Genomic DNA, 18,615 nt, shown 5'->3' with positions numbered 1-18,615 from the left:
TTTTTTATGCCTGTGACTTACTCGCGCGCCAGCGCATCGATCGGATTCAGCCGCGCGGCATTGCGCGCCGGCAGATAGCCGAACACCACGCCGATGCCGGTGGAACAGAGGAACGCGCTCAGCAACGCCGCCGGCGGGAAACTGATCTGCCAACCCGGCAACACCAGCTGCACCGCCAAACCGATAGCGAACGACAGCGTAATCCCCAGCGCGCCCCCCACCAGGCAGACCAAGACCGCCTCGATCAGAAACTGCTGCAACACATCGCCGGAACGCGCGCCCACCGCCATGCGGATGCCGATCTCGCGCGTGCGCTCGGTCACCGACACCAGCATGATGTTCATCACGCCGATGCCGCCCACCACCAGCGAAATCACCGCCACCAGCGTCAGGAACAGCTGCAGCGTGCGAGTGGTTTTCTCCGCAGTTTGCACCAGGCTGTCCATGTTATAGGTGAAGAAATCCTTCTTGCCGTGGCGCAACGTCAGCAGACGCGACAGCTGTTGTTCCGCTTCCTTGCTGTCGTAGCCGTCGCGGATGCGCACGGTGATCGAATCGAAATAGCTGTTGCCCATCAGCCGGTTGGCCATGGTGCTGTACGGCACCCACACGTTCAGCGTCTTGCTGCTGCCGAACATCGACTGCTTCTCTTTAGCCACGCCAACCACCGTCGCCGGCATGTTGCCCACCAGGATCACCTCGCCCACCACGTTTTTTTGGTGCGGGAACAGCCGCCGTTGGGTATTGGCGTCGATCACCACCGTCTGCGCCTGTGACTGCACCTGCATCGGGTCGATGCCGACGCCCTGGGTAAAGCTCATGCCGTACACGCGGAAGAACTGCTCGCTGACGCCGTTGACGTTGGCCGCCGCGTCGACGTTACCCAGCCGCAGCCGCATGCTGCTGCTGATGCTCGGCGACAGCGCGCTGATGTACGGCTGTTCGCGCAGCGCGTCGAGATCGCCGTATTTCAACGATTGCCGGTAGGTCGGATCGTCGTCGCCGAAGTCCTTGCCGGGGTAGATATCGACGGTGTTGGTGCCGATCGATTTGATGTCCGCCAGCACCATCTGCTTGGCGGCGTCGCCGATCACCAGGATCGATACCACCGAGGCGATGCCGATAATGATGCCGAGCATGGTCAGCGCGGTGCGCATCTTGTTGGCCGCCATCGCGCGCCAGGCCATGACCAGCGCTTCGCGAAAGCGGCCGCCCATCTGCCGCCAGGAAGGCGCCGCGGCGGCCAGCGTCAGCGGCTTGGCCTGGGCATCCTCCGACGGCGCCGGACGGGAATCGGCGATGATTTCGCCGTCGCGGATCTCGATGATCCGTTCAGCCTGACGCGCCACCGCCGGATCGTGAGTCACCAGGATCACCGTGTGGCCCTGGGCGCACAACTGTTTGAGGATCGCCATCACCTCTTCGCCGGAATGGCTGTCGAGCGCGCCGGTCGGCTCATCCGCCAGGATCACCTGCCCGCCGTTCATCAGCGCGCGGGCGATACTGACGCGCTGCTGCTGGCCGCCGGAAAGCTGGCTCGGCCGATAGTTGACGCGCTCCCCCAGCCCCAGACGGCGCAACAGCGCCTCCGCCCGTTCGCGCCGCGCCGCTTTGCCCAGCCCGGCGTACACCGCCGGCACCTCGACGTTATGCGCCGCGCTCAGGTGCGGCAGCAGATGATAACGCTGAAAGATAAAGCCGAAATGCTCGCGCCGCAGCTGCGCCAGCGCATCGTCGCTCAGCGTCGCCACGTCCTGGCCGGCCACCCGATAGACGCCGGCGCTCGGCTTGTCCAGGCAACCGAGAATGTTCATCAGCGTCGATTTGCCGGAGCCGGAAGCCCCCATGATCGCCACCATTTCACCGGCGTCGATGCTCAGACTGATCCCCTTCAGCACCTCCACCGTCTGCTCGCCGGAACGGTAGCTGCGGCGAATGCCGTTCAGCTGCAACAGCGCCGCCATCAGCCGGCCTCCACGCCGCCGCGGCTGACGATCACCTCATCGCCCGCCTCGAGCCCGCTGAGGATCTGCACATCGATATTGTTGCGCAGGCCGATGGCCACCTCACGCTTCTCTTCCTTGCCCTGTTTCAGCACCGAAACGTGGTAGCGATTGTCGGCGATCTGATCGCCCAGCGCCGCCAGCGGGATCACCAGCGCCTGCTGGACGCCGGCCAGCTGAATGTGCACCTGCGCCGTCATTTGCAAGCGCAGCAGCCTTTCCGGGTTGGGCACTTCGAAACGCGCGTAATAGAAGATGGCGTTGTTGACCTTTTCCGGCGTCGGCTGAATGTCTTTCAGCACGCCGTCGAAGCGCCGGGTCGGATCGCCCAGCACCGTGAACCAGGCCTTCTGACCCGGCTTGAGGTTAATGACGTCGGCCTCCGAGACCTGCGCCTTCACCAGCATGGTGCCGAGATCCGCCAGCGTCAGAATGTTCGGCGCCTGTTGCGCCGCGATCACCGTCTGGCCCTGCAGCGTGGTGATCTGCACCACGTCGCCATCCATCGGCGCTTCGATGCGGGTATAGGCCAGATTGATCTTGGCGGTATCCAGGCTGGCCTGGTTGCGGGCGATCTGCGCATTGATGGTGCCTACCTGCGCCTTCTTCACCGCCAGCTGCGTCGCCGCCTGATCCAGATCCTGACGCGATACCGCCTGCAGTTTGGCCAGCGCCTGGTTGCGCTGCAGCGTAACCGCCGCCAGCTGCTGTTCCGCCTGCGCCTGCAGCAGCTGCGCATGCAGCTCGCGCAGCGTCGCCTCGCCTTCACGGATGCTGTTCTGCGCCTGTTGCGGATCGATAACCCCCAGCAACTGACCTTTCTTCACCTTGTCGCCGATCTCAACATACAGCTTTTCCAACTGCCCGCTGACCTGCGCGCCGACGTCAACCTTGCGCACTGCGTCCAGCTGGCCGGTCGCCAACACGTTCTGCTGCAGATCGCGCTTGGTGACCTTTACCGTTTTGAAATCGGTCGGCGCCGGATGGCGGAAGTGCCAAACGGCCGCCGCGGCAATCGCCGCAATCACCGCCAGTGCGAGTATCCAGCGGCGTTTATGTCCTTTAAACCCTGTCAAAATTGACCTGCCTGTGCTTGTGAATATCGACCGCCCATTGCGGCGGCGGAGCTAAATTAGCACGCACCGTAGGGAATAACTAAACCTTAGCTCAACACAATGTGGAGACACGCTTGGTTACAGTTCGGCATTGAACTCCCGTTTAGTGAAGCCTTGATGAAATAGCGCCATTCAACACAGCCAAGGATTTCATCATGTCACAGCTCAGCTACCCACTCGCCTCCGCCCGGCCGCTTAACGGCTGGCAACTGATGACGGCGCTGATCAATGGCGAAAAGGCACCGAGCAACGCCTGGAAAAAAACCTCGTTTCGCCTGAAGTTTCTCGGCCGTTCGCTGCTCAACTGGCGCACCACCAGCGGCCTGCTCAGCACCCTGGCCAGCAATCCGCTGCTGGAGGAGATCCTGAGCGCGCAGCCGAACCTGCCGTGCAAACTGCATCGTCCCTACCTGGCGGCCAACATGAGCAAGATCGAATGCCTGTTCGCCCTGCGCGATCATTACGATCTCATCGTACAGCGCATGCCGCTGAAGATGCGCCTCGGCCACCTCGGCCCGCACGCCTTCGTGCTGGCCAGCGCGATGGGCAAGAACGAAGCGCCGATCACGCTGGAGCTGGCGGCGATCGACAAACTGAATAAGGAAGGGGAAGCCACGCTGCTGCTGCGCAACGCCAACGGCGTGATGCTGGCGGAGATCACCTTTGCGCTGATGCATTATCAGCAGCAGCCGACGTTGTTCATCGGCGGCCTGCAGGGCGCGAACTATGACGTGCCGCACGCCGAGATCCAGCACACCACCAAAGAGTGTCACGGCCTGTTCCCTAAACGGCTGGTGCTGGAAGGCATCTGCACGCTGGCGCGGCACCTCGGCATCCGCCGGATCGTGGCGGTCGGCAACGCCACCCATATCTATCAAAACTGGCGCTACCAGAGTAAGAAGAAGGACAAGCTGCACGCCGATTACGATCAGTTCTGGCTGTCGATGGGCGCCAAACCGCTCGACAGCGGCTATTTCCTGCTGCCCGAGCGCATCGCCCGCAAGCCGATCGAAGAGATCGCCAGCAAGAAGCGCGCAGAGTATCGCCGCCGCTATCAGCTGCTGGGCGAGCTGGAACAGGGATTGGCGGCGCACTTCTGCGCCCGATAATGTCCGGCGGGCCGTCAGTCCGCCCGGCCGCGCGCCAGCCAGATCACCCGTGAGAACATTTTCTTCAGCAGCGGCGGCACCGAGTCCGTGCCCCATTCGCCGGCCTGCATCGCGACCTCGATCGCCAAATCCGGCTTCGAAGAGTGGTGGACCGCTTTCAGGATCACCTTGCGCACCGGCATCTGCGCATTGATCGGCACCGACGCCATTCGGTGATAGACCGGGGCGAACCCTTCGCGGAACATGAAGTGTTCCATGTCCGGCGCCGGCAGCGCGGTCAGCCGATCGCGTTCGTTGTCTTCATGATTGTCCAGCAGGCTGCGCACGGTGTTGGCGTACTTTTTGCCCGCCTCATCGCCGTCCACCAGCGCATGCCACTCGATGCCCATGCGGCGGGCGAAGCGCAGCAGCGGCTTCAGGCCGCACTGAGCGAATTCGATGACCCTTACCCCTTCCGCCTCGAAATGATAGCCGCACTGGCGCGCCAGTTCGTTCAGCAGCCACACTTCGGTTTCGCCCTCCACCAGCAGCCAGCAGCGGGCGAACAGCGACGACGGCCGGTTGAAACGGATGTGAAACGCGATGCGCCGCCCGTCTTCGGCGCTCAGCCCGCGCGGCCCGAGACGGTAGGTCGCGACGCGGCCCGACTCGCGCACCAGCCGGCACACGTGCTCCACCGGCACCAGCGATACCAGTTCGCTGGAGTTGGTGGTGGTGATGCGCTGCAGCGGCAGCTGATTGAGCAGCCCCCAGGCCACCGACAGCATGATCGGATGCAGGCGAGTTTCCGGGTCTTCCACCAGCAGCAGCGGCCGGGCGTGCGGATCCAGCTTGACGTCGCCCTTGGCCTGCAGCAGGGTGGAAAACATGCCCAGCAGGATCAGACGCATGCTGCGGCTGTTCGGTTCGGCGACCATGCGGTTGATGCCGTCCAGCGCGCGCCAGGCGTCCTGCTCCGGTTCACCGCCGCGGCGGCGCGGCCGCGCCACCTGCGAGCTCTGCTCGGCAAAGTAGTGCTCGAGCAACTGCTGCATCGCCGCCAGCCCCTGACGCAGCTCGCCGTTGGTCAGCTTCTGCGGATTGCGCACCAGCTCGCGCGTCAGCTGATCCAGCTGCTGCGCCAACGCCTGCGTATCGGGTTTGCGTTCATCGCCGAGGCTGCTGGGGCGCAGGCGGCGAATAAAGCGCGCGTCGCGCAGGCGCAAAACCGGGTGGATGCGGATGATGGCGTGGGCCAGCTGTTCGATATGGTGCAGTTGAAAGGCGTTGCCGTCGGCGTCGAGAAAACCGCGCCAGGTGCACACCGTGCCGTCATCGGCCAGCTCGCCCTCGCAGCGGTAATGAATGCGGCTCAGGCCGTCTTCCCCCTTGACCCACAACGGCGTCAGATGGCGGTAGCGCGGCAGGTGCGCGTGGCCGATGTCTTTCTCGCAGAAGGTGAATACCACCTGCAGGTGGCGCTCTTTGGCCGCCTCCTCACCGGGGGGAAAATGGAAGTCGTGCGCTTCAAATCGATACAGTTTCTGCTCCGGCGCCAGCAGCAGCGTCAGCGCATCCAGCAGGCTGGATTTACCCCAGGCGTTTTCGCCGAGCAACAGCGTATTGTCGTCCAGCATCAGGGACAGCCGATTAATACCGCGAAAACCTACAATTTCGATACGCTCCAAGAACATCCGCCGCCTCCCGTGCGCGCCGTCGCCTCTTCAATGAGGCGACTTTCACAGAGCATGGTCAAAAAACCCCTTGCAGGTCAAGCGGCCAGCGTCAAATCTGCCGCTTTACTCCGGCCGGGCTTTTGGTTAGCGTGTGCTCCTCGCCGCCGTTCGTCGCGCATCAAAACTCAAGGACACTCGTTGCACCATGTACTCAGGACTGTTGATTATTCTGTTACCGCTGATTGTCGGTTACCTCATTCCCTTACGCCATCGCCCGCTGCTGGTGCTGATCAACCGCCTGCTGAGCTGGATGGTGTATGTGATCCTGTTTTTCATGGGCATCAGCCTGGCGTTTATGGAGAATCTCAGCAGCAATCTGATGCTGATCTTCCAGTACAGCGCGGCGTTCTTCTTCTGCATTCTCTGCGCCAATCTGCTGTTGCTGGCGCTGCTGGAGCGGCGCATGCCGTGGCGCAGCAGCCATAAACAGGAAAAGCTGCCTTCGCGCGTGCATATGGCGCTGGAGTCGCTCAAGCTGTGCGGCGTGGTGCTCGGCGGCTTCCTGCTCGGCCTGACGCAGTGGCAATGGCTGCAGTTCGCCCATAAAGGCAGCGAATATGCGCTGATCTTCCTGCTGTTGCTGGTCGGCATTCAGCTGCGCAACAGCGGCATGACGCTGCGCCAGATCGTGCTCAACCGCCGCGGCACGCTGGTGGCGCTGGCGGTGGTCGTCGCGTCTCTGGCCGGCGGCGCGCTGGCGGCGCAGCTGCTGGGACTGCCGGTCAAGGCCGGGCTGGCGATGGCCTCCGGCTTCGGCTGGTACTCGCTGTCCGGCATTCTGATCACCGACGCCTACGGCCCGGTGATGGGCAGCGCCGCGTTCTTCAACGATCTGGCGCGCGAGCTGGTGGCGATCATGCTGATCCCGACGCTGGTGCGCCGCAGCCGCTCCACCGCCCTCGGCCTGTGCGGCGCCACCTCGATGGACTTCACCCTGCCGGTGCTGCAGCGCAGCGGCGGACTGGACATGGTGCCGCCCGCCATCGTGCACGGCTTCCTGCTGAGCCTGCTGGCGCCGGTGCTGATCGCCCTGTTCTCCTGATCCTTTCCCCTTGGGGGCCACCCGGCCCCCAAAGCGTAATCATTCCCATCCGCACGGCAAAATTGCGCTAAATCAAACTTGCCCGCAGTAGTCGCACAAAAGCCTTTTGCAACCCCGATCGCCGATCTATGCTTTTAAACAAGCATTATAAATGCAACTTTAAAAATAAAAGGAAGCGACTATGTTCTGTGTGCAATGTGAACAAACCATTCGAACCCCGGCAGGCAACGGCTGCGCGTATGCTCAGGGCATGTGCGGCAAAACGGCGGAAACCTCCGATCTGCAGGATCTGCTGGTGGCGGCGCTGCAGGGCCTCTCCGCCTGGGCGCTGCAGGCGCGTTCGCTGGGCATCGTCGACCACGAAATCGACAGCTTCGCCCCGCGCGCCTTCTTCTCCACCCTGACCAACGTTAACTTCGACTCCCAGCGCATCATCGGTTACGCGCGGGAAACCCTGCTGCTGCGCGACTCGCTGGCCGCCCGTTGCCGGCTGCTGGATGGCGGCGTGCGCGTCGATCACCCGATGGCGGCGCTGCAGCTGGCCGGCGACGATATGCCTGCGCTGCTGCAGCAGGCGGCGCAGTTTGCCCTCGACAGCGACAAGGCCGAGGTCGGCGACGACGTACACGGTTTGCGCCTGCTGTGTCTGTATGGCCTGAAAGGCGCGGCGGCCTATATGGAACACGCGCACGTGCTCGGCCAGTTCGACGAACAGCTCTATGCCGACTACCACGCTTTCATGGCCTGGCTCGGCACCCGGCCGCGCGACGTCGATACCCTGCTGAACAACGCCATGGGCATCGGCAAGATGAACTTCAACGTGATGGCGATCCTCGATCGCGGTGAGACCCAGGCCTACGGCGATCCGCAGCCCAGCGCGGTCAACGTGCGCCCTGTAGCCGGGAAAGCCATTCTGATTTCCGGCCACGATCTCAAAGATCTGCGCATGCTGCTCGAGCAAACCGAAGGGCAAAACGTCAACGTCTACACCCACGGTGAAATGCTGCCGGCGCACGGCTATCCGGAACTGAAAAAATTCAAGCACCTGGTGGGCAACTACGGCAGCGGCTGGCAAAACCAGCAGACGGAATTCGCCAAATTCCCCGGCCCGATCGTGATGACCTCCAACTGCATCATCGATCCTAACGTCGGCAACTACGGCGATCGCATCTGGACCCGCAGTATCGTCGGCTGGCCGGGCGTCAACCATCTGGAAGGCGACGACTTCGGTGCCGTGATCCGCCAGGCTCAGGGCATGAACGGTTTCCCTTACACCGAGATTGAGCACCTGATCACCGTCGGCTTCGGCCGCCAGACGCTGCTGAACGCCGCCGACACGGTCATCGACCTGGTGTCGCAGAAAAAACTGCGCCACGTCTTCCTGGTGGGCGGCTGCGACGGCAGCCGTGACGAACGCAGCTATTTCACCGACTTCGCCCGCAGCGTGCCGCAAGACTGCCTGATCATGACGCTGGCCTGCGGCAAATACCGTTTCAACAAACTGGATTTCGGCACGCTGGAAGGGCTGCCGCGCCTGCTGGACGTCGGCCAGTGCAACGACGCTTACTCCGCCATCATGCTGGCGGTCAAGCTGGCGGATACGCTCGGCTGCAGCGTCAACGAGCTGCCGCTCAGCCTGGTGCTGTCGTGGTTTGAACAGAAGGCAATCGTCATTCTGCTGACGCTGCTGTCGCTGGGGGTGAAAAACATCGTCACCGGCCCGACCGCACCGGGCTTCCTGACCGACAACCTGATGGCGATCCTCAACGAGAAATTCGGCCTGCGTCCGATCACCACCGTCGAGCAGGATATCGCAGCGCTGCTCGCCTGATGCCGTTACGTTATGGGGCCGCCTGCGCCGGCCCCTTTGCTTTTTGAGGTGCCCGATGACTCAACCCACTCCGCTTTGCCCGAACCGCATGCAGGTGCATTCCATCCAGCGTGAAACCGCCGACGTCTGGACGCTGAACCTGATCTGCGACGTTTTCTACCCTTACCAGGCTGGCCAGTTCGCGCTGGTCAGCATTCGCAACAGCGAGGAGACGTTGCGCGCCTATACGCTCTCCTCCTCGCCCGGCCAGAGCCGCTTTCTCAGCATCAGCGTGCGCTGCCTGCCGGACGGCATCGGGTCGCGCTGGCTGACGCAAGAGGTCAAGCCCGGCAACACGCTGTGGCTGTCCGACGCGCAGGGCGAATTCAGCTGCGAGCGCCACCCGGCCGATCGTTATCTGATGCTGGCCGCCGGCTGCGGCGTGACGCCGATCGTCTCGATGTGCCGCTGGCTGACCGCTAACCGTCCGGCCTGCGATATCGCCGCGATCGTTAACGTACGCACCCCCGCCGACACGATTTTCGCCGATCAGTGGCGCGCGCTGTGCGCCGCCCATCCGCAGCTGCGCCTGACGCTGATGGCCGAGCAGGATCTGCAACCCGGCTACCTCAGCGGCCGCATCGATGAACAGACGCTGCGGCAGGCGGCGCCGGATATCGCCGAACGCACGGTGATGACCTGCGGCCCCGCGCCCTACATGGATCAGGTGGAGCAACTTTGTCGCCGGCTCGGCGTGCCGGCCGAGCGTTTCCATAAGGAGCAGTTCCACACGCCGACGGCGCAGGCTGACGCCACCGAAGGGCTGACGCTGCGCGCCGCCCGCCCGCTGCGCGAATTCCGCGTGCCGGTCGGCAGCACCCTGCTGGCAGCGATGGAGGCCAATGCCCTGCCGGTCAACGCTGCCTGCCGCGCCGGAGTATGCGGTTCGTGCAAAACCCGCCTCCTCGAGGGCGACTACACCACCACCAGCACCATGACGCTGAGCGAGGAAGAGATAGCGCAGGGCTACGTGCTGGCCTGCAGTTGCCAGCTGCAGGGCGACGTCACGCTGGCGTGATCCCTGGCCCCATCGCCGCGATGGGGCATTTATCGGCAAGTTCCCCGTGGCCAGCCCGGTTACACTTTTCCCCGTCCTACGCTCTTTACCCTTCCTGACCGCATCTCGTCCACAGCCGGTAAGCTATGCTTGCAGTTGTTCTGCTGCCACTCACCGGATCGAGTCCACATCGTTTTTCAAACCATGTTTGGGGGAACCATGAAGCAAACCGTAGCCACACTGATCGCCAAAACGCTGGATCAAGCCGGCGTAAAACGCATTTGGGGCGTGACCGGCGATTCGCTCAACGGCCTCAGCGACAGCCTGCACCGCATGGGCACCATCGAATGGCTGGGCACCCGCCATGAAGAGGTGGCCGCCTTCGCCGCCGGCGCCGAAGCCCAGCTCACCGGCCAGTTGGCGGTGTGCGCCGGTTCCTGCGGCCCCGGCAACCTGCATCTGATCAACGGCCTGTTCGACTGCCACCGCAACCATGTGCCGGTGCTGGCGATCGCCGCGCACATCCCTTCCAGCGAAATCGGCAGCGGCTACTTCCAGGAAACCCATCCGCAGGAGTTGTTCCGCGAATGCAGCCACTATTGCGAACTGGTCTCCAACCCGGAACAGCTGCCGCGCGTGCTGGAGATCGCCATGCGCAAGGCGATCCTCAATCGCGGCGTGTCGGTGGTCGTCTTGCCGGGCGACGTGGCGCTGCGCATGGCGCCGGAAGACGCGGCCGTGACCTGGCATACCCCGGCGCTGCCGCTGGTGCAGCCGCCGATGAGCGAGCTGAACAAGCTGGCGGAAACGCTGAACAAGGCGAAGAACATCACCCTGATGTGCGGCAGCGGCTGCGCCGGCGCGCACGATGAAGTGGTCAAGCTGGCCGAACTGCTGCAGGCGCCGGTGGTGCACGCGCTGCGCGGTAAAGAACATATCGAATGGGACAACCCGTACAGCGTCGGCATGACCGGGCTGATCGGTTTCTCCTCCGGTTATCACGCGATGATGAACGCCGACACGCTGGTGCTGCTCGGCACCCAGTTCCCCTATCGGGCGTTCTACCCCACCAACGCCAACATCATTCAGATCGACATCAACCCCGGCAGCATCGGCGCGCACTGCCCGGTCAATATGGCGCTGGTGGGCGATATCCACACCACCCTCACCGCCCTGCTGCCGCAGCTGGAGCCGAAGCGCGATCGGGCGTTCCTCGACAAGGCGCTGGAGCATTACCGCAACGCGCGCAAGGATCTCGACGGGCTGGCGACCGCCGGCGACGACCAACCGATCCACCCGCAGTATCTGGCGCAGCAGCTCAGCCACTATGCCAGCGACGACGCCATCTTCACCTGCGACGTCGGCACGCCAACGGTGTGGGCCGCCCGCTACGTGAAAATGAACGGCAAGCGCCGCCTGCTCGGTTCGTTCAACCACGGTTCGATGGCCAACGCCATGCCGCAGGCGATAGGCGCTCAGGCCACCGCGCCGGATAAACAGGTGATCGCCATGTGCGGCGACGGCGGCTTCACCATGCTGATGGGCGATTTCCTGTCGCTGGCGCAGCTCAAGCTGCCGGTGAAAATCGTGGTGTTCAACAACAGCGTGCTGGGATTTGTGGCGATGGAGATGAAGGCCGGCGGCTACCTGACCGACGGCACCGATCTGCATAATCCGGACTTCGCGGCGATCGCCAACGCCGCCGGCATCAAGGGCATCCGCGTGGAAAAAGCCTCCGATCTGGACAGCGCGCTGCAGGAGATGTTGGCGCACCCCGGCCCGGCGCTGCTGGACGTGGTCACCGCCAAGCAAGAGCTGGCGATGCCGCCGCAGATCAAGTTCGAACAGGCGAAAGGCTTCAGCCTGTACATGCTGCGCGCCATCATCAACGGCCGCGGCGACGAAGTGGTCGAGCTGGCGAAAACCAACTGGCTGCGTTAAGCAAGCTGCCCCGGTAAAATAAAGGGTATATGATGCCATGTACCCTTTTCCTCTCCCTTACATTCCAGGAACCCTATGCTTATCGATCTACGCAGCGACACCGTCACCCGCCCCAGCGCCGCCATGCGCCAGGCGATGGCTCAGGCAGAAGTCGGCGACGACGTCTACGGCGATGATCCGACGGTCAACGCGCTGGAGGCGGAAGCGGTGCGTCTGTCGGGCAAAGAAGCGGCGCTGTTTCTGCCCAGCGGCACCCAGGCCAACCTGGTGGCGCTGCTGAGCCACTGCCAGCGCGGCGATGAATATCTGGTCGGCCAGCAGGCGCACAACTACAAATACGAAGCCGGCGGCGCAGCGGTGCTGGGCAGCATCCAGCCGCAGCCGATCGAGGCCGACACCGACGGCACGCTGCCGCTGGACAAGCTCGCCGCCGCCATCAAACCCGACGATATCCACTTCGCCCGCACCCGGCTGTTGAGCCTGGAAAACACCATCAGCGGCAGAGTCTTGCCGCAGGCCTACCTGCAGCAGGCGTGGCAGTTTACCCGCGAGCGGCAGTTGGCGCTGCATATCGACGGCGCGCGCATCTTCAACGCCGCAGTGGCGCTGAACCTGCCGCTAAAAGAGATCGTGCAGTATTGCGACACCTTCACCATTTGCCTGTCGAAAGGGTTAGGTGCGCCGGTCGGCTCGCTGCTGTGCGGCAGCGAGGCTTTCATCCAACGCGCGCTGCGCTGGCGCAAGATGACCGGCGGCGGGCTGCGCCAGGCCGGCATTTTGGCGGCGGCCGGCCTCTACGCGCTGGAGCATAACGTCGCGCGGCTGCGCGAAGACCATGACAACGCGGTCTGGCTGGAGCAACAGCTGCGGCAGATCGGCGTAGAGATTGCCGAACCCGGCGCGCAGACCAACGTGCTGTACCTGCGCCAAACGCCGGCGCTGGCGGCCAAACTCGGCCCGTGGATGCGCGAACGCGGCGTGCTGATCAGCAGCGGCCCGCTGACGCGCATTCTGACCCACCTCGACGTCAGCCGTCAGGATCTGCAGCGGGTGGTCGAACTGTGGCGGGAGTTTCTTCAGCAGCACGCCTGATCGCTCGGGGCGCAGACCGCGCCCCGCACTCAGAAGATCCAGCGGCCGTAAACCCAGTACCACAGCCCCAGCACCGCCGCCAGATTGAGCGCCACGCTGAGGATGAACCAGGTTTTAAACGGCTGCTTCTGGGTCTTGTGGCGAAACAGCTGCTGCGCCAGCAGCGCGCCCAACCAGCCGCCCAACGCGCCGAACAGCAACAGCGTCGTCTCCGGCACCCGTCGCCATCCCTTGCGCGCCGCCAGCTTATCGCCGCCGTAGATCAGAAACGTCAGCAGGTTGGCCGACAGCAGCCACATCCACACCGGATGCGGCGAGAACAGGCTGGCGATCAGCGCCAGGCCCAGCAGGGCGTAACAAATCACATTGAGTTTCATGGCATTCGGTTTTTCGTGCGATAAGGGGCGCGTAGTGTGAACTCGCGCCGCGGCGGATGCAACCGGCTTATACCCATACAAAAAGTGCATTTAAACCCTGAATTTGGCATCCTGTCGTTCTGCCAATCCTCTACCGCACAAGGCGGCTCGATGACACCCCAACGCGTACTGGTTCTTGGAGCCAGCGGCTATATAGGCCAGAACCTGATCCCGCACCTGATCGAACAGGGGCACCAGATTACCGCCGCCGCGCGGCGCATCGAGTGGCTGCAGGAGCAGAACTGGCCGCAGGTCAACTGCCTGTATGTCGATCTGTACCGCCCGGAAACCCTGAGCGCGGCGCTGTGGGAGATAGATACGCTTTACTATCTGGTGCACGCGATGGGCGACGGCGACGACTTTATCGAGAAGGAACGCCAGGCGGCGGAAAATCTGCGCGATGCGCTGCGCAATGCCGGCGTCAAGCAGGTGATCTTTCTCGGCGCGCTGCAGCCGAACGACGACAGTTCGCCGCACCTGGCGGCGCGCCGCCTGACCGGCGAGATCCTGCGCCAGAGCGGCGTGCCGGTGACCGAGCTGCGCGCCGGCATCATCGTCGGCCCCGGCTCGGCGGCGTTCGAAGTGATGCGCGACATGGTCTATAACCTGCCGGTGCTGACGCCGCCGCGCTGGGTGCGCTCGAAGTCCTCGCCGGTAGCGCTGGAGAACCTGCTGGTTTATCTGGCCGATCTGCTGGCGCACCCGGCGCAAGAACACCGCATCTTTGACGTCGCCGGGCCTGAATACCTCAGCTATCAGGATATGTTCAAACGCTTTATCGCCATCAGCGGCAAGCGGCGCTGGCTGATCCCGATCCCCTTGCCGACGCGGCTGATTTCAGTGTGGTTCATCAGCCTGATCACCTCGGTGCCGACGCCGATCGCGCGCGCGCTGATCCAGGGCCTGAAGCACGATCTGCCCGCCGACGGCAAACCGTTGCAGGCCCTGATCCCGCAACGTCTGCACACCTTCGATCAGGCGGTCACCGCCACGCTGCAGCGCGAACTGGAGGTGGTCGATTCCGCCGACTGGGGCTACGATCCGGCGGCGCGGGCCCGCTGGCGCCCCGGCTACGGCTATTACCCGAAACAGGCGGGGTGTTCGCTCGACACCGCCGCCTCCAGCCAGGCGCTGTGGCAAACGGTGCAGCAGTTGGGGGGCGAGGAAGGCTATTTCTACGCCAATATCCTGTGGCGGATCCGCGCCCGCATGGACGACATGATCGGCAACGGCGTGGTCTATGGCCGCCCGGCGCGCGCGTCCCTGGCGCTGGGCGACGAGATCGACGGCTGGAAAGTCATCACGCTGAAGCCGCTGCGGCAGCTGGCGCTGCTGTTCGGCATGAAGGCGCCGGGGCTGGGGCGGCTGAGCTTCACCATTACCGATCGCGGCGATCGCCGCACGCTGGACGTGCGCGCCTGGTGGCATCCGGCCGGCTTCAGCGGGCTGCTGTATTGGTTCGCCATGATGCCCGCGCATCTGTTCATTTTTCGCGGCATGGCGAAGCGCATCGCGACGCTGGCCGAGAACCTGGACCGCCAACAGCGCTGAATGCCGTTCATTTGTCGATCAACCGCACAGTTTGCCGCTGTGCTTCGGGGCTTTCCGATTGCATAGCGCACGAAATCACGGAAGAATGGCATCTTATTTGCTGGGAGCGCCGCAAGCGCCCGCCGGTATTCCGATTTTGGGTGAGAATAGAGTCCGTTATGAAGGTATTGGTCACCGGTGCAACCAGTGGGTTAGGCCGTAACGCCGTTGAATATCTGCGCCGCCAGGGCATCAAAGTGCGCGCCACCGGTCGTAACCAGGCGATGGGCGGCCTGCTGGAAAAAATGGGCGCGGAGTTCATTCATGCCGATCTCACCAACCTGATCTCTTCGCAGGCCAAAGCGATGCTGGCGGACGTCGATGTGCTGTGGCACTGCTCCAGCTTTACCTCACCCTGGGGCACCGAAGAAGCCTTCGAACTGGCCAACGTCCGCGCCACCCGCCGCCTCGGCGAATGGGCAGCGGCCTATGGCGTGGCGCAGTTCATTCACATCTCTTCCCCGGCGATCTATTTCGACTACCACCATCACCGCAACGTAACCGAAGACTTTCGCCCGCAGCGTTACGCCAACGAGTTCGCGCGCAGCAAGGCCGCCGGCGAGCAGGTGATCCAGCAATTGGCGCTGTCCAATCCGCAGACCCATTTCACCATTTTGCGCCCGCAGGGCCTGTTCGGGCCGCACGACAAGGTGATGCTGCCGCGGTTGCTGCAGATGATCAAACGCTACGGCAACCTGCTGCTGCCGCGCGGCGGCGCGGCGATGGTGGACATGACCTATCTGGAGAATGCGGTGCACGCCATGTGGCTGGCGACGCTAAAAGAAGACACGCCGTCCGGCCGCGCCTACAACATCACCAACCAGCAGCCGCGCCCGCTTCGCACCGTGGTGCAGCAGCTGATCGACGATTTGGGCATGAAGTGCCGCATCCGCTCCGTCCCCTATCCGATGCTCGACATGATGGCGCGCGGCATGGAGCGCCTGGGCAGCAAAAGCGAAAAGGAGCCGGTGCTGACCCATTACGGCGTCGCCAAACTCAACTTCGATCTCACGCTCGATACCACCCGCGCGCAGCAAGAGCTGGGCTATCAGCCGATCGTCTCGCTGGAAGAAGGCATCGCGCGCACCGCCCGCTGGCTGAAAGATCACGGCAAACTGCACGGCCTGTAATCAACGCCACGCGCCGTACTTCAACAGCAGCGCATCGATAATCGCCTCACTCTCTGCATCCGGCTCGCCGCGAACATCGTCGGGCCGGAAATGCATCTGAAACGCCGCCAGCACATTGCGCTGCTGCCGCGCATCCCACGACGGGTCGATCGCGTAGCCGTAACGCGCCAGCTTTTCGAGCAGCGGTGCCAGCGGCACCGGCGCCTGTCTGTCTCGCCCCGCCAGCAGCCGCTGCACGTCTGCCTCGTCCGGCCAGGCGCCGATGCCGGCCTGCGCCAGTTGCCGCCAGGGGAACAGCGGGCCGGGATCCTGTTTGCGCTGCGGCGCGATGTCGCTGTGCCCCACCACGTCCTGCGGCTGAATGCCATAGCGTTGGATAATGTCGCGGCTCAGCGGAATCAACACGGCGATCTGTTCCGCCGTGTAGGGCTGCCAGCGGGTGAACAGCATGCTGCGGGTGAAACCCTTGTTGACGATTTCAATGCCGATCGAGGTGTCGTTGAGATTGCTGCGCCCGCGCCAGCCGCTGGCGCCGGCATGCCAGGCGCGCATCGCTTCCGGCACCAACCGGTACACCGTCGGTTTGCCGTGTTCGCGCTGCGGGTGCGCCGGCAACAGGTAGTGTGCGCTGACGTGTTCATCGGTCAGCGTTTTCAATGATGAATGAAAGTCTTCCGCCGTATAGTGCATCACCAGAAACCGAATGCGCTGATCGGCGCCCTGCGCCTGATGCAAGGTTTCGAGCTGGTAAGCGCCACGATCGACGAGCGTGTCCTGCTGCGGATTTTGGCATCCCGCCAACAGCGCGGCGGCGATGATCCCTGGCCAAATTTTCACTTATCCTCCTGATTGACGTCCGTGAAAGATGTAACGCGACGCGATTGACCTGTATCCAATCATCACGCTCATCGAGAAATAATGACAGATAGCGCCGATGTGCAAGCGAGTGTTGCTCCCGGCTGGCGGCCTTTCCCGCCCATGATAGTCTCAAAGTATCATCTGCGCTGAAAGAGCGGAGTCGAACATGTTCACGCCACGCTATCTGTCCTGGTTGCTCTGTGCCGCCATGCTGCCGCTCAGCGGCTGCGATCGGCAAAAAGTCGCCGACGCGATGGGCGGGAGCGCCCCGCCCTCGGCCGCGCCCGTCACGAGTGCCAGCGCGCCGGCCTATACGCCACTGAGCGCCGATCAACTGTACCAGTTGGTCAGCCCGGTGGCGCTGTTCCCCGACAAGCTGCTGGCGCAGGTGTTGGCCGGCGCGGGCTATCCTGACCAAATCAGCGCCGCGGATGCCTGGCTGGCGCAAAACCGCGGATTGCAACCGGCGGCGCTCAGCTCAGCGGCCGACGCTCAGCCCTGGGATCCCAGCGTGCGCGGCCTGGTGCAATTCCCCGACGTGCTCGATCAAATGGCGAAAAACATCCCCTGGACCACCGCCCTGGGCAGCGCCTACCTGAACGATCCCACCGACGTGATGAACGCCATTCAGGTGATGCGTCAACGGGCGGCCAACCAAGGCACGCTGAAAAACACCCCGCAGCAGCGCATCGTCGTGGCGCCGACGACGCATTATGTCGAACAGCAGCCCTATCGCCAACGCGTGGTGGCGGCGCCGGGCGAGACCATCGTTATCGAACCCAGCCAGCCGGATACGGTTTACGTCCCGCATTACGATCCCTGGCAAGCCTACGGCACGCCGGTCCCGGCCTATCCGAGCTATCAGTATCAGCCCTCGGGCTACAGCGGCGGCGACATGCTGGCGGCCGGCGTGATCAGCTTCGGCGTCGGCATCGCGGTGGCTACCTTGCTTAACCAGCACGACAGCGGCTGGCACAGCTGGGATATGCGCTGGGACGATCGCCGCCAGCCGGTGGTCTACCGCAATGCGCCCTATGTCTCACACTCCACCACCGTGGTGAATCGCGTCACCAACATCAACCAATATAACAACGTGAACACTGTGAATCGCAGCAGCACCAGCACGGTGAACAACTACAATACCGCCGCCGCGCCGGCGCCCCGCGTCACTCAACCGACGCCCATCGGCGCGCCGCAACAGCCGCACGTCGCGCCTGCGGCCCACGCGCCGATGACGCTGCCGAACTTTGCGCATACCCAGCCGGTGGCGCCTCACGTACAGCAGCCGGTAGCCATACACCAGCCGGTAGCGGCCGTCCCGCACGTGCGACAGCCGGTCATCGCGCCTCATGCACAGCAGCCGATGAGCACGCCGACGTTCACGCATGCCGTTCCGACGGCACCTCACCCGCAGCAGCCGACAGCCGTACATTCAGCGCCGCTGCAGACGCATCCGATGCCGGCCGCTGCGCCGATGCATCCAGCCGTCGCGCGCCCGCAGGTTCTGCAGGCCCCGCACATCGCTCAGCCGGTGATCCGCGAACCGGCAGCGCCGCAGCATCCGGCAGCGATAAGCCCGATGCCGGCGCCGCAGCGCCATCAGACGTCCGTTCAGCCGATGCCGCATCGCCAGGAGCCGGTGCCCACGAAGCCGCAGGAACACCGCCCAATCGTCGAGCAGCACAAGGTGGGATAAATCAAGAGGATGTCGCCCCGGCGGAATGGCCGGGGCGAAAA

At 63.7% G+C, this 18,615-nt stretch carries 14 protein-coding genes; 9 read left to right on the top strand and 5 right to left on the bottom strand.

Translation table 11 applies throughout. The annotated features are described in order from the left end of the window. Nucleotides 1-17 precede the first annotated feature (17 nt). Together macB and macA are read right to left on the bottom strand one after the other, a co-directional pair. Nucleotides 18-1,964 (bottom strand): macrolide ABC transporter ATP-binding protein/permease MacB, encoded by a 1,947-nt coding sequence (gene macB, locus ACSBQS_RS04080; protein WP_033642549.1) that lies wholly within the window; start codon nt 1,962-1,964, stop codon nt 18-20. Continuing rightward, nucleotides 1,964-3,079: a macrolide transporter subunit MacA gene (gene macA, locus ACSBQS_RS04075; RefSeq protein ID WP_033642548.1), complete on the bottom strand. Its 1,116-nt coding sequence runs from the start codon at nt 3,077-3,079 to the stop codon at nt 1,964-1,966. The genes macB and macA overlap by 1 nt, the downstream gene beginning before the upstream one ends. Before the next feature lie 194 nt (nt 3,080-3,273). Here macA and ACSBQS_RS04070 point away from each other — a divergent pair, with 194 nt between their 5' ends. Continuing rightward, the gene (locus ACSBQS_RS04070) at nt 3,274-4,227 is read left to right on the top strand and encodes a VirK/YbjX family protein (RefSeq protein WP_434989721.1); all 954 of its coding nucleotides are present in this window, start codon (nt 3,274-3,276) and stop codon (nt 4,225-4,227) included. A 14-nt stretch (nt 4,228-4,241) separates the two neighbouring features. On the opposite strand, the gene ACSBQS_RS04065 is transcribed toward ACSBQS_RS04070, so the two are convergent. Beyond that, nucleotides 4,242-5,900, bottom strand: a complete 1,659-nt coding sequence (locus ACSBQS_RS04065) for an ATP-dependent endonuclease (RefSeq protein ID WP_033650660.1) — start codon at nt 5,898-5,900, stop codon at nt 4,242-4,244. A 187-nt stretch (nt 5,901-6,087) separates the two neighbouring features. Between ACSBQS_RS04065 and ACSBQS_RS04060 the strand changes: the two genes are divergently transcribed. The 5 genes from ACSBQS_RS04060 to ltaE all read left to right on the top strand — a co-directional run bounded on the left by ACSBQS_RS04060 (nt 6,088) and on the right by ltaE (nt 12,884). Further along, on the top strand, nt 6,088-6,984 hold the full coding sequence (locus ACSBQS_RS04060; protein ID WP_033642544.1) for a lysine exporter LysO family protein: 897 nt from the start codon (nt 6,088-6,090) through the stop codon (nt 6,982-6,984). A 181-nt stretch (nt 6,985-7,165) separates the two neighbouring features. Next, complete coding sequence (gene hcp, locus ACSBQS_RS04055; RefSeq protein WP_060659715.1) at nt 7,166-8,815, top strand: hydroxylamine reductase; 1,650 nt, start codon at nt 7,166-7,168, stop codon at nt 8,813-8,815. Between the two features lie 55 nt (nt 8,816-8,870). Next, nucleotides 8,871-9,872, top strand: a complete 1,002-nt coding sequence (hcr, locus tag ACSBQS_RS04050; RefSeq protein ID WP_342162976.1) for an NADH oxidoreductase — start codon at nt 8,871-8,873, stop codon at nt 9,870-9,872. Between the two features lie 198 nt (nt 9,873-10,070). Beyond that, nucleotides 10,071-11,792 carry a ubiquinone-dependent pyruvate dehydrogenase gene (poxB, locus tag ACSBQS_RS04045; RefSeq protein ID WP_089191449.1) on the top strand — a complete coding sequence of 574 codons (1,722 nt, stop codon included), beginning with the start codon at nt 10,071-10,073 and terminating at the stop codon, nt 11,790-11,792. Nucleotides 11,793-11,867: 75 nt separating this feature from the next. After that, nucleotides 11,868-12,884, top strand: a complete 1,017-nt coding sequence (ltaE, locus tag ACSBQS_RS04040; RefSeq protein ID WP_046686761.1) for a low-specificity L-threonine aldolase — start codon at nt 11,868-11,870, stop codon at nt 12,882-12,884. A gap of 29 nt (nt 12,885-12,913) precedes the next feature. Here the strand turns inward: ltaE and ACSBQS_RS04035 are convergent, their stop codons facing one another. Beyond that, nucleotides 12,914-13,261: a DUF1294 domain-containing protein gene (locus ACSBQS_RS04035; protein WP_033642539.1), complete on the bottom strand. Its 348-nt coding sequence runs from the start codon at nt 13,259-13,261 to the stop codon at nt 12,914-12,916. Nucleotides 13,262-13,411: 150 nt separating this feature from the next. Between ACSBQS_RS04035 and ACSBQS_RS04030 the strand changes: the two genes are divergently transcribed. Together ACSBQS_RS04030 and ACSBQS_RS04025 are read left to right on the top strand one after the other, a co-directional pair. Beyond that, nucleotides 13,412-14,851 carry a DUF2867 domain-containing protein gene (locus ACSBQS_RS04030; protein ID WP_047024953.1) on the top strand — a complete coding sequence of 480 codons (1,440 nt, stop codon included), beginning with the start codon at nt 13,412-13,414 and terminating at the stop codon, nt 14,849-14,851. Between the two features lie 158 nt (nt 14,852-15,009). Next, complete coding sequence (locus tag ACSBQS_RS04025; RefSeq protein ID WP_004928393.1) at nt 15,010-16,020, top strand: NAD-dependent epimerase/dehydratase family protein; 1,011 nt, start codon at nt 15,010-15,012, stop codon at nt 16,018-16,020. On the opposite strand, the gene ACSBQS_RS04020 is transcribed toward ACSBQS_RS04025, so the two are convergent. Then, nucleotides 16,021-16,857 carry an N-acetylmuramoyl-L-alanine amidase gene (locus ACSBQS_RS04020; RefSeq protein ID WP_047024954.1) on the bottom strand — a complete coding sequence of 279 codons (837 nt, stop codon included), beginning with the start codon at nt 16,855-16,857 and terminating at the stop codon, nt 16,021-16,023. Between the two features lie 187 nt (nt 16,858-17,044). On the opposite strand from ACSBQS_RS04020, the gene ACSBQS_RS04015 reads away from it, so the two are divergent. Continuing rightward, a complete protein-coding gene (locus ACSBQS_RS04015; RefSeq protein WP_047024955.1) occupies nt 17,045-18,574 on the top strand; it encodes a DUF3300 domain-containing protein in 1,530 nt (509 codons plus the stop codon). Nucleotides 18,575-18,615: the final 41 nt, after the last annotated feature.

Source organism: Serratia sp. H402Y, assembly GCF_051172415.1.
Taxonomy (GTDB): domain Bacteria; phylum Pseudomonadota; class Gammaproteobacteria; order Enterobacterales; family Enterobacteriaceae; genus Serratia; species Serratia ureilytica.
This window is presented reverse-complemented; position numbering and strand designations above follow the sequence as displayed.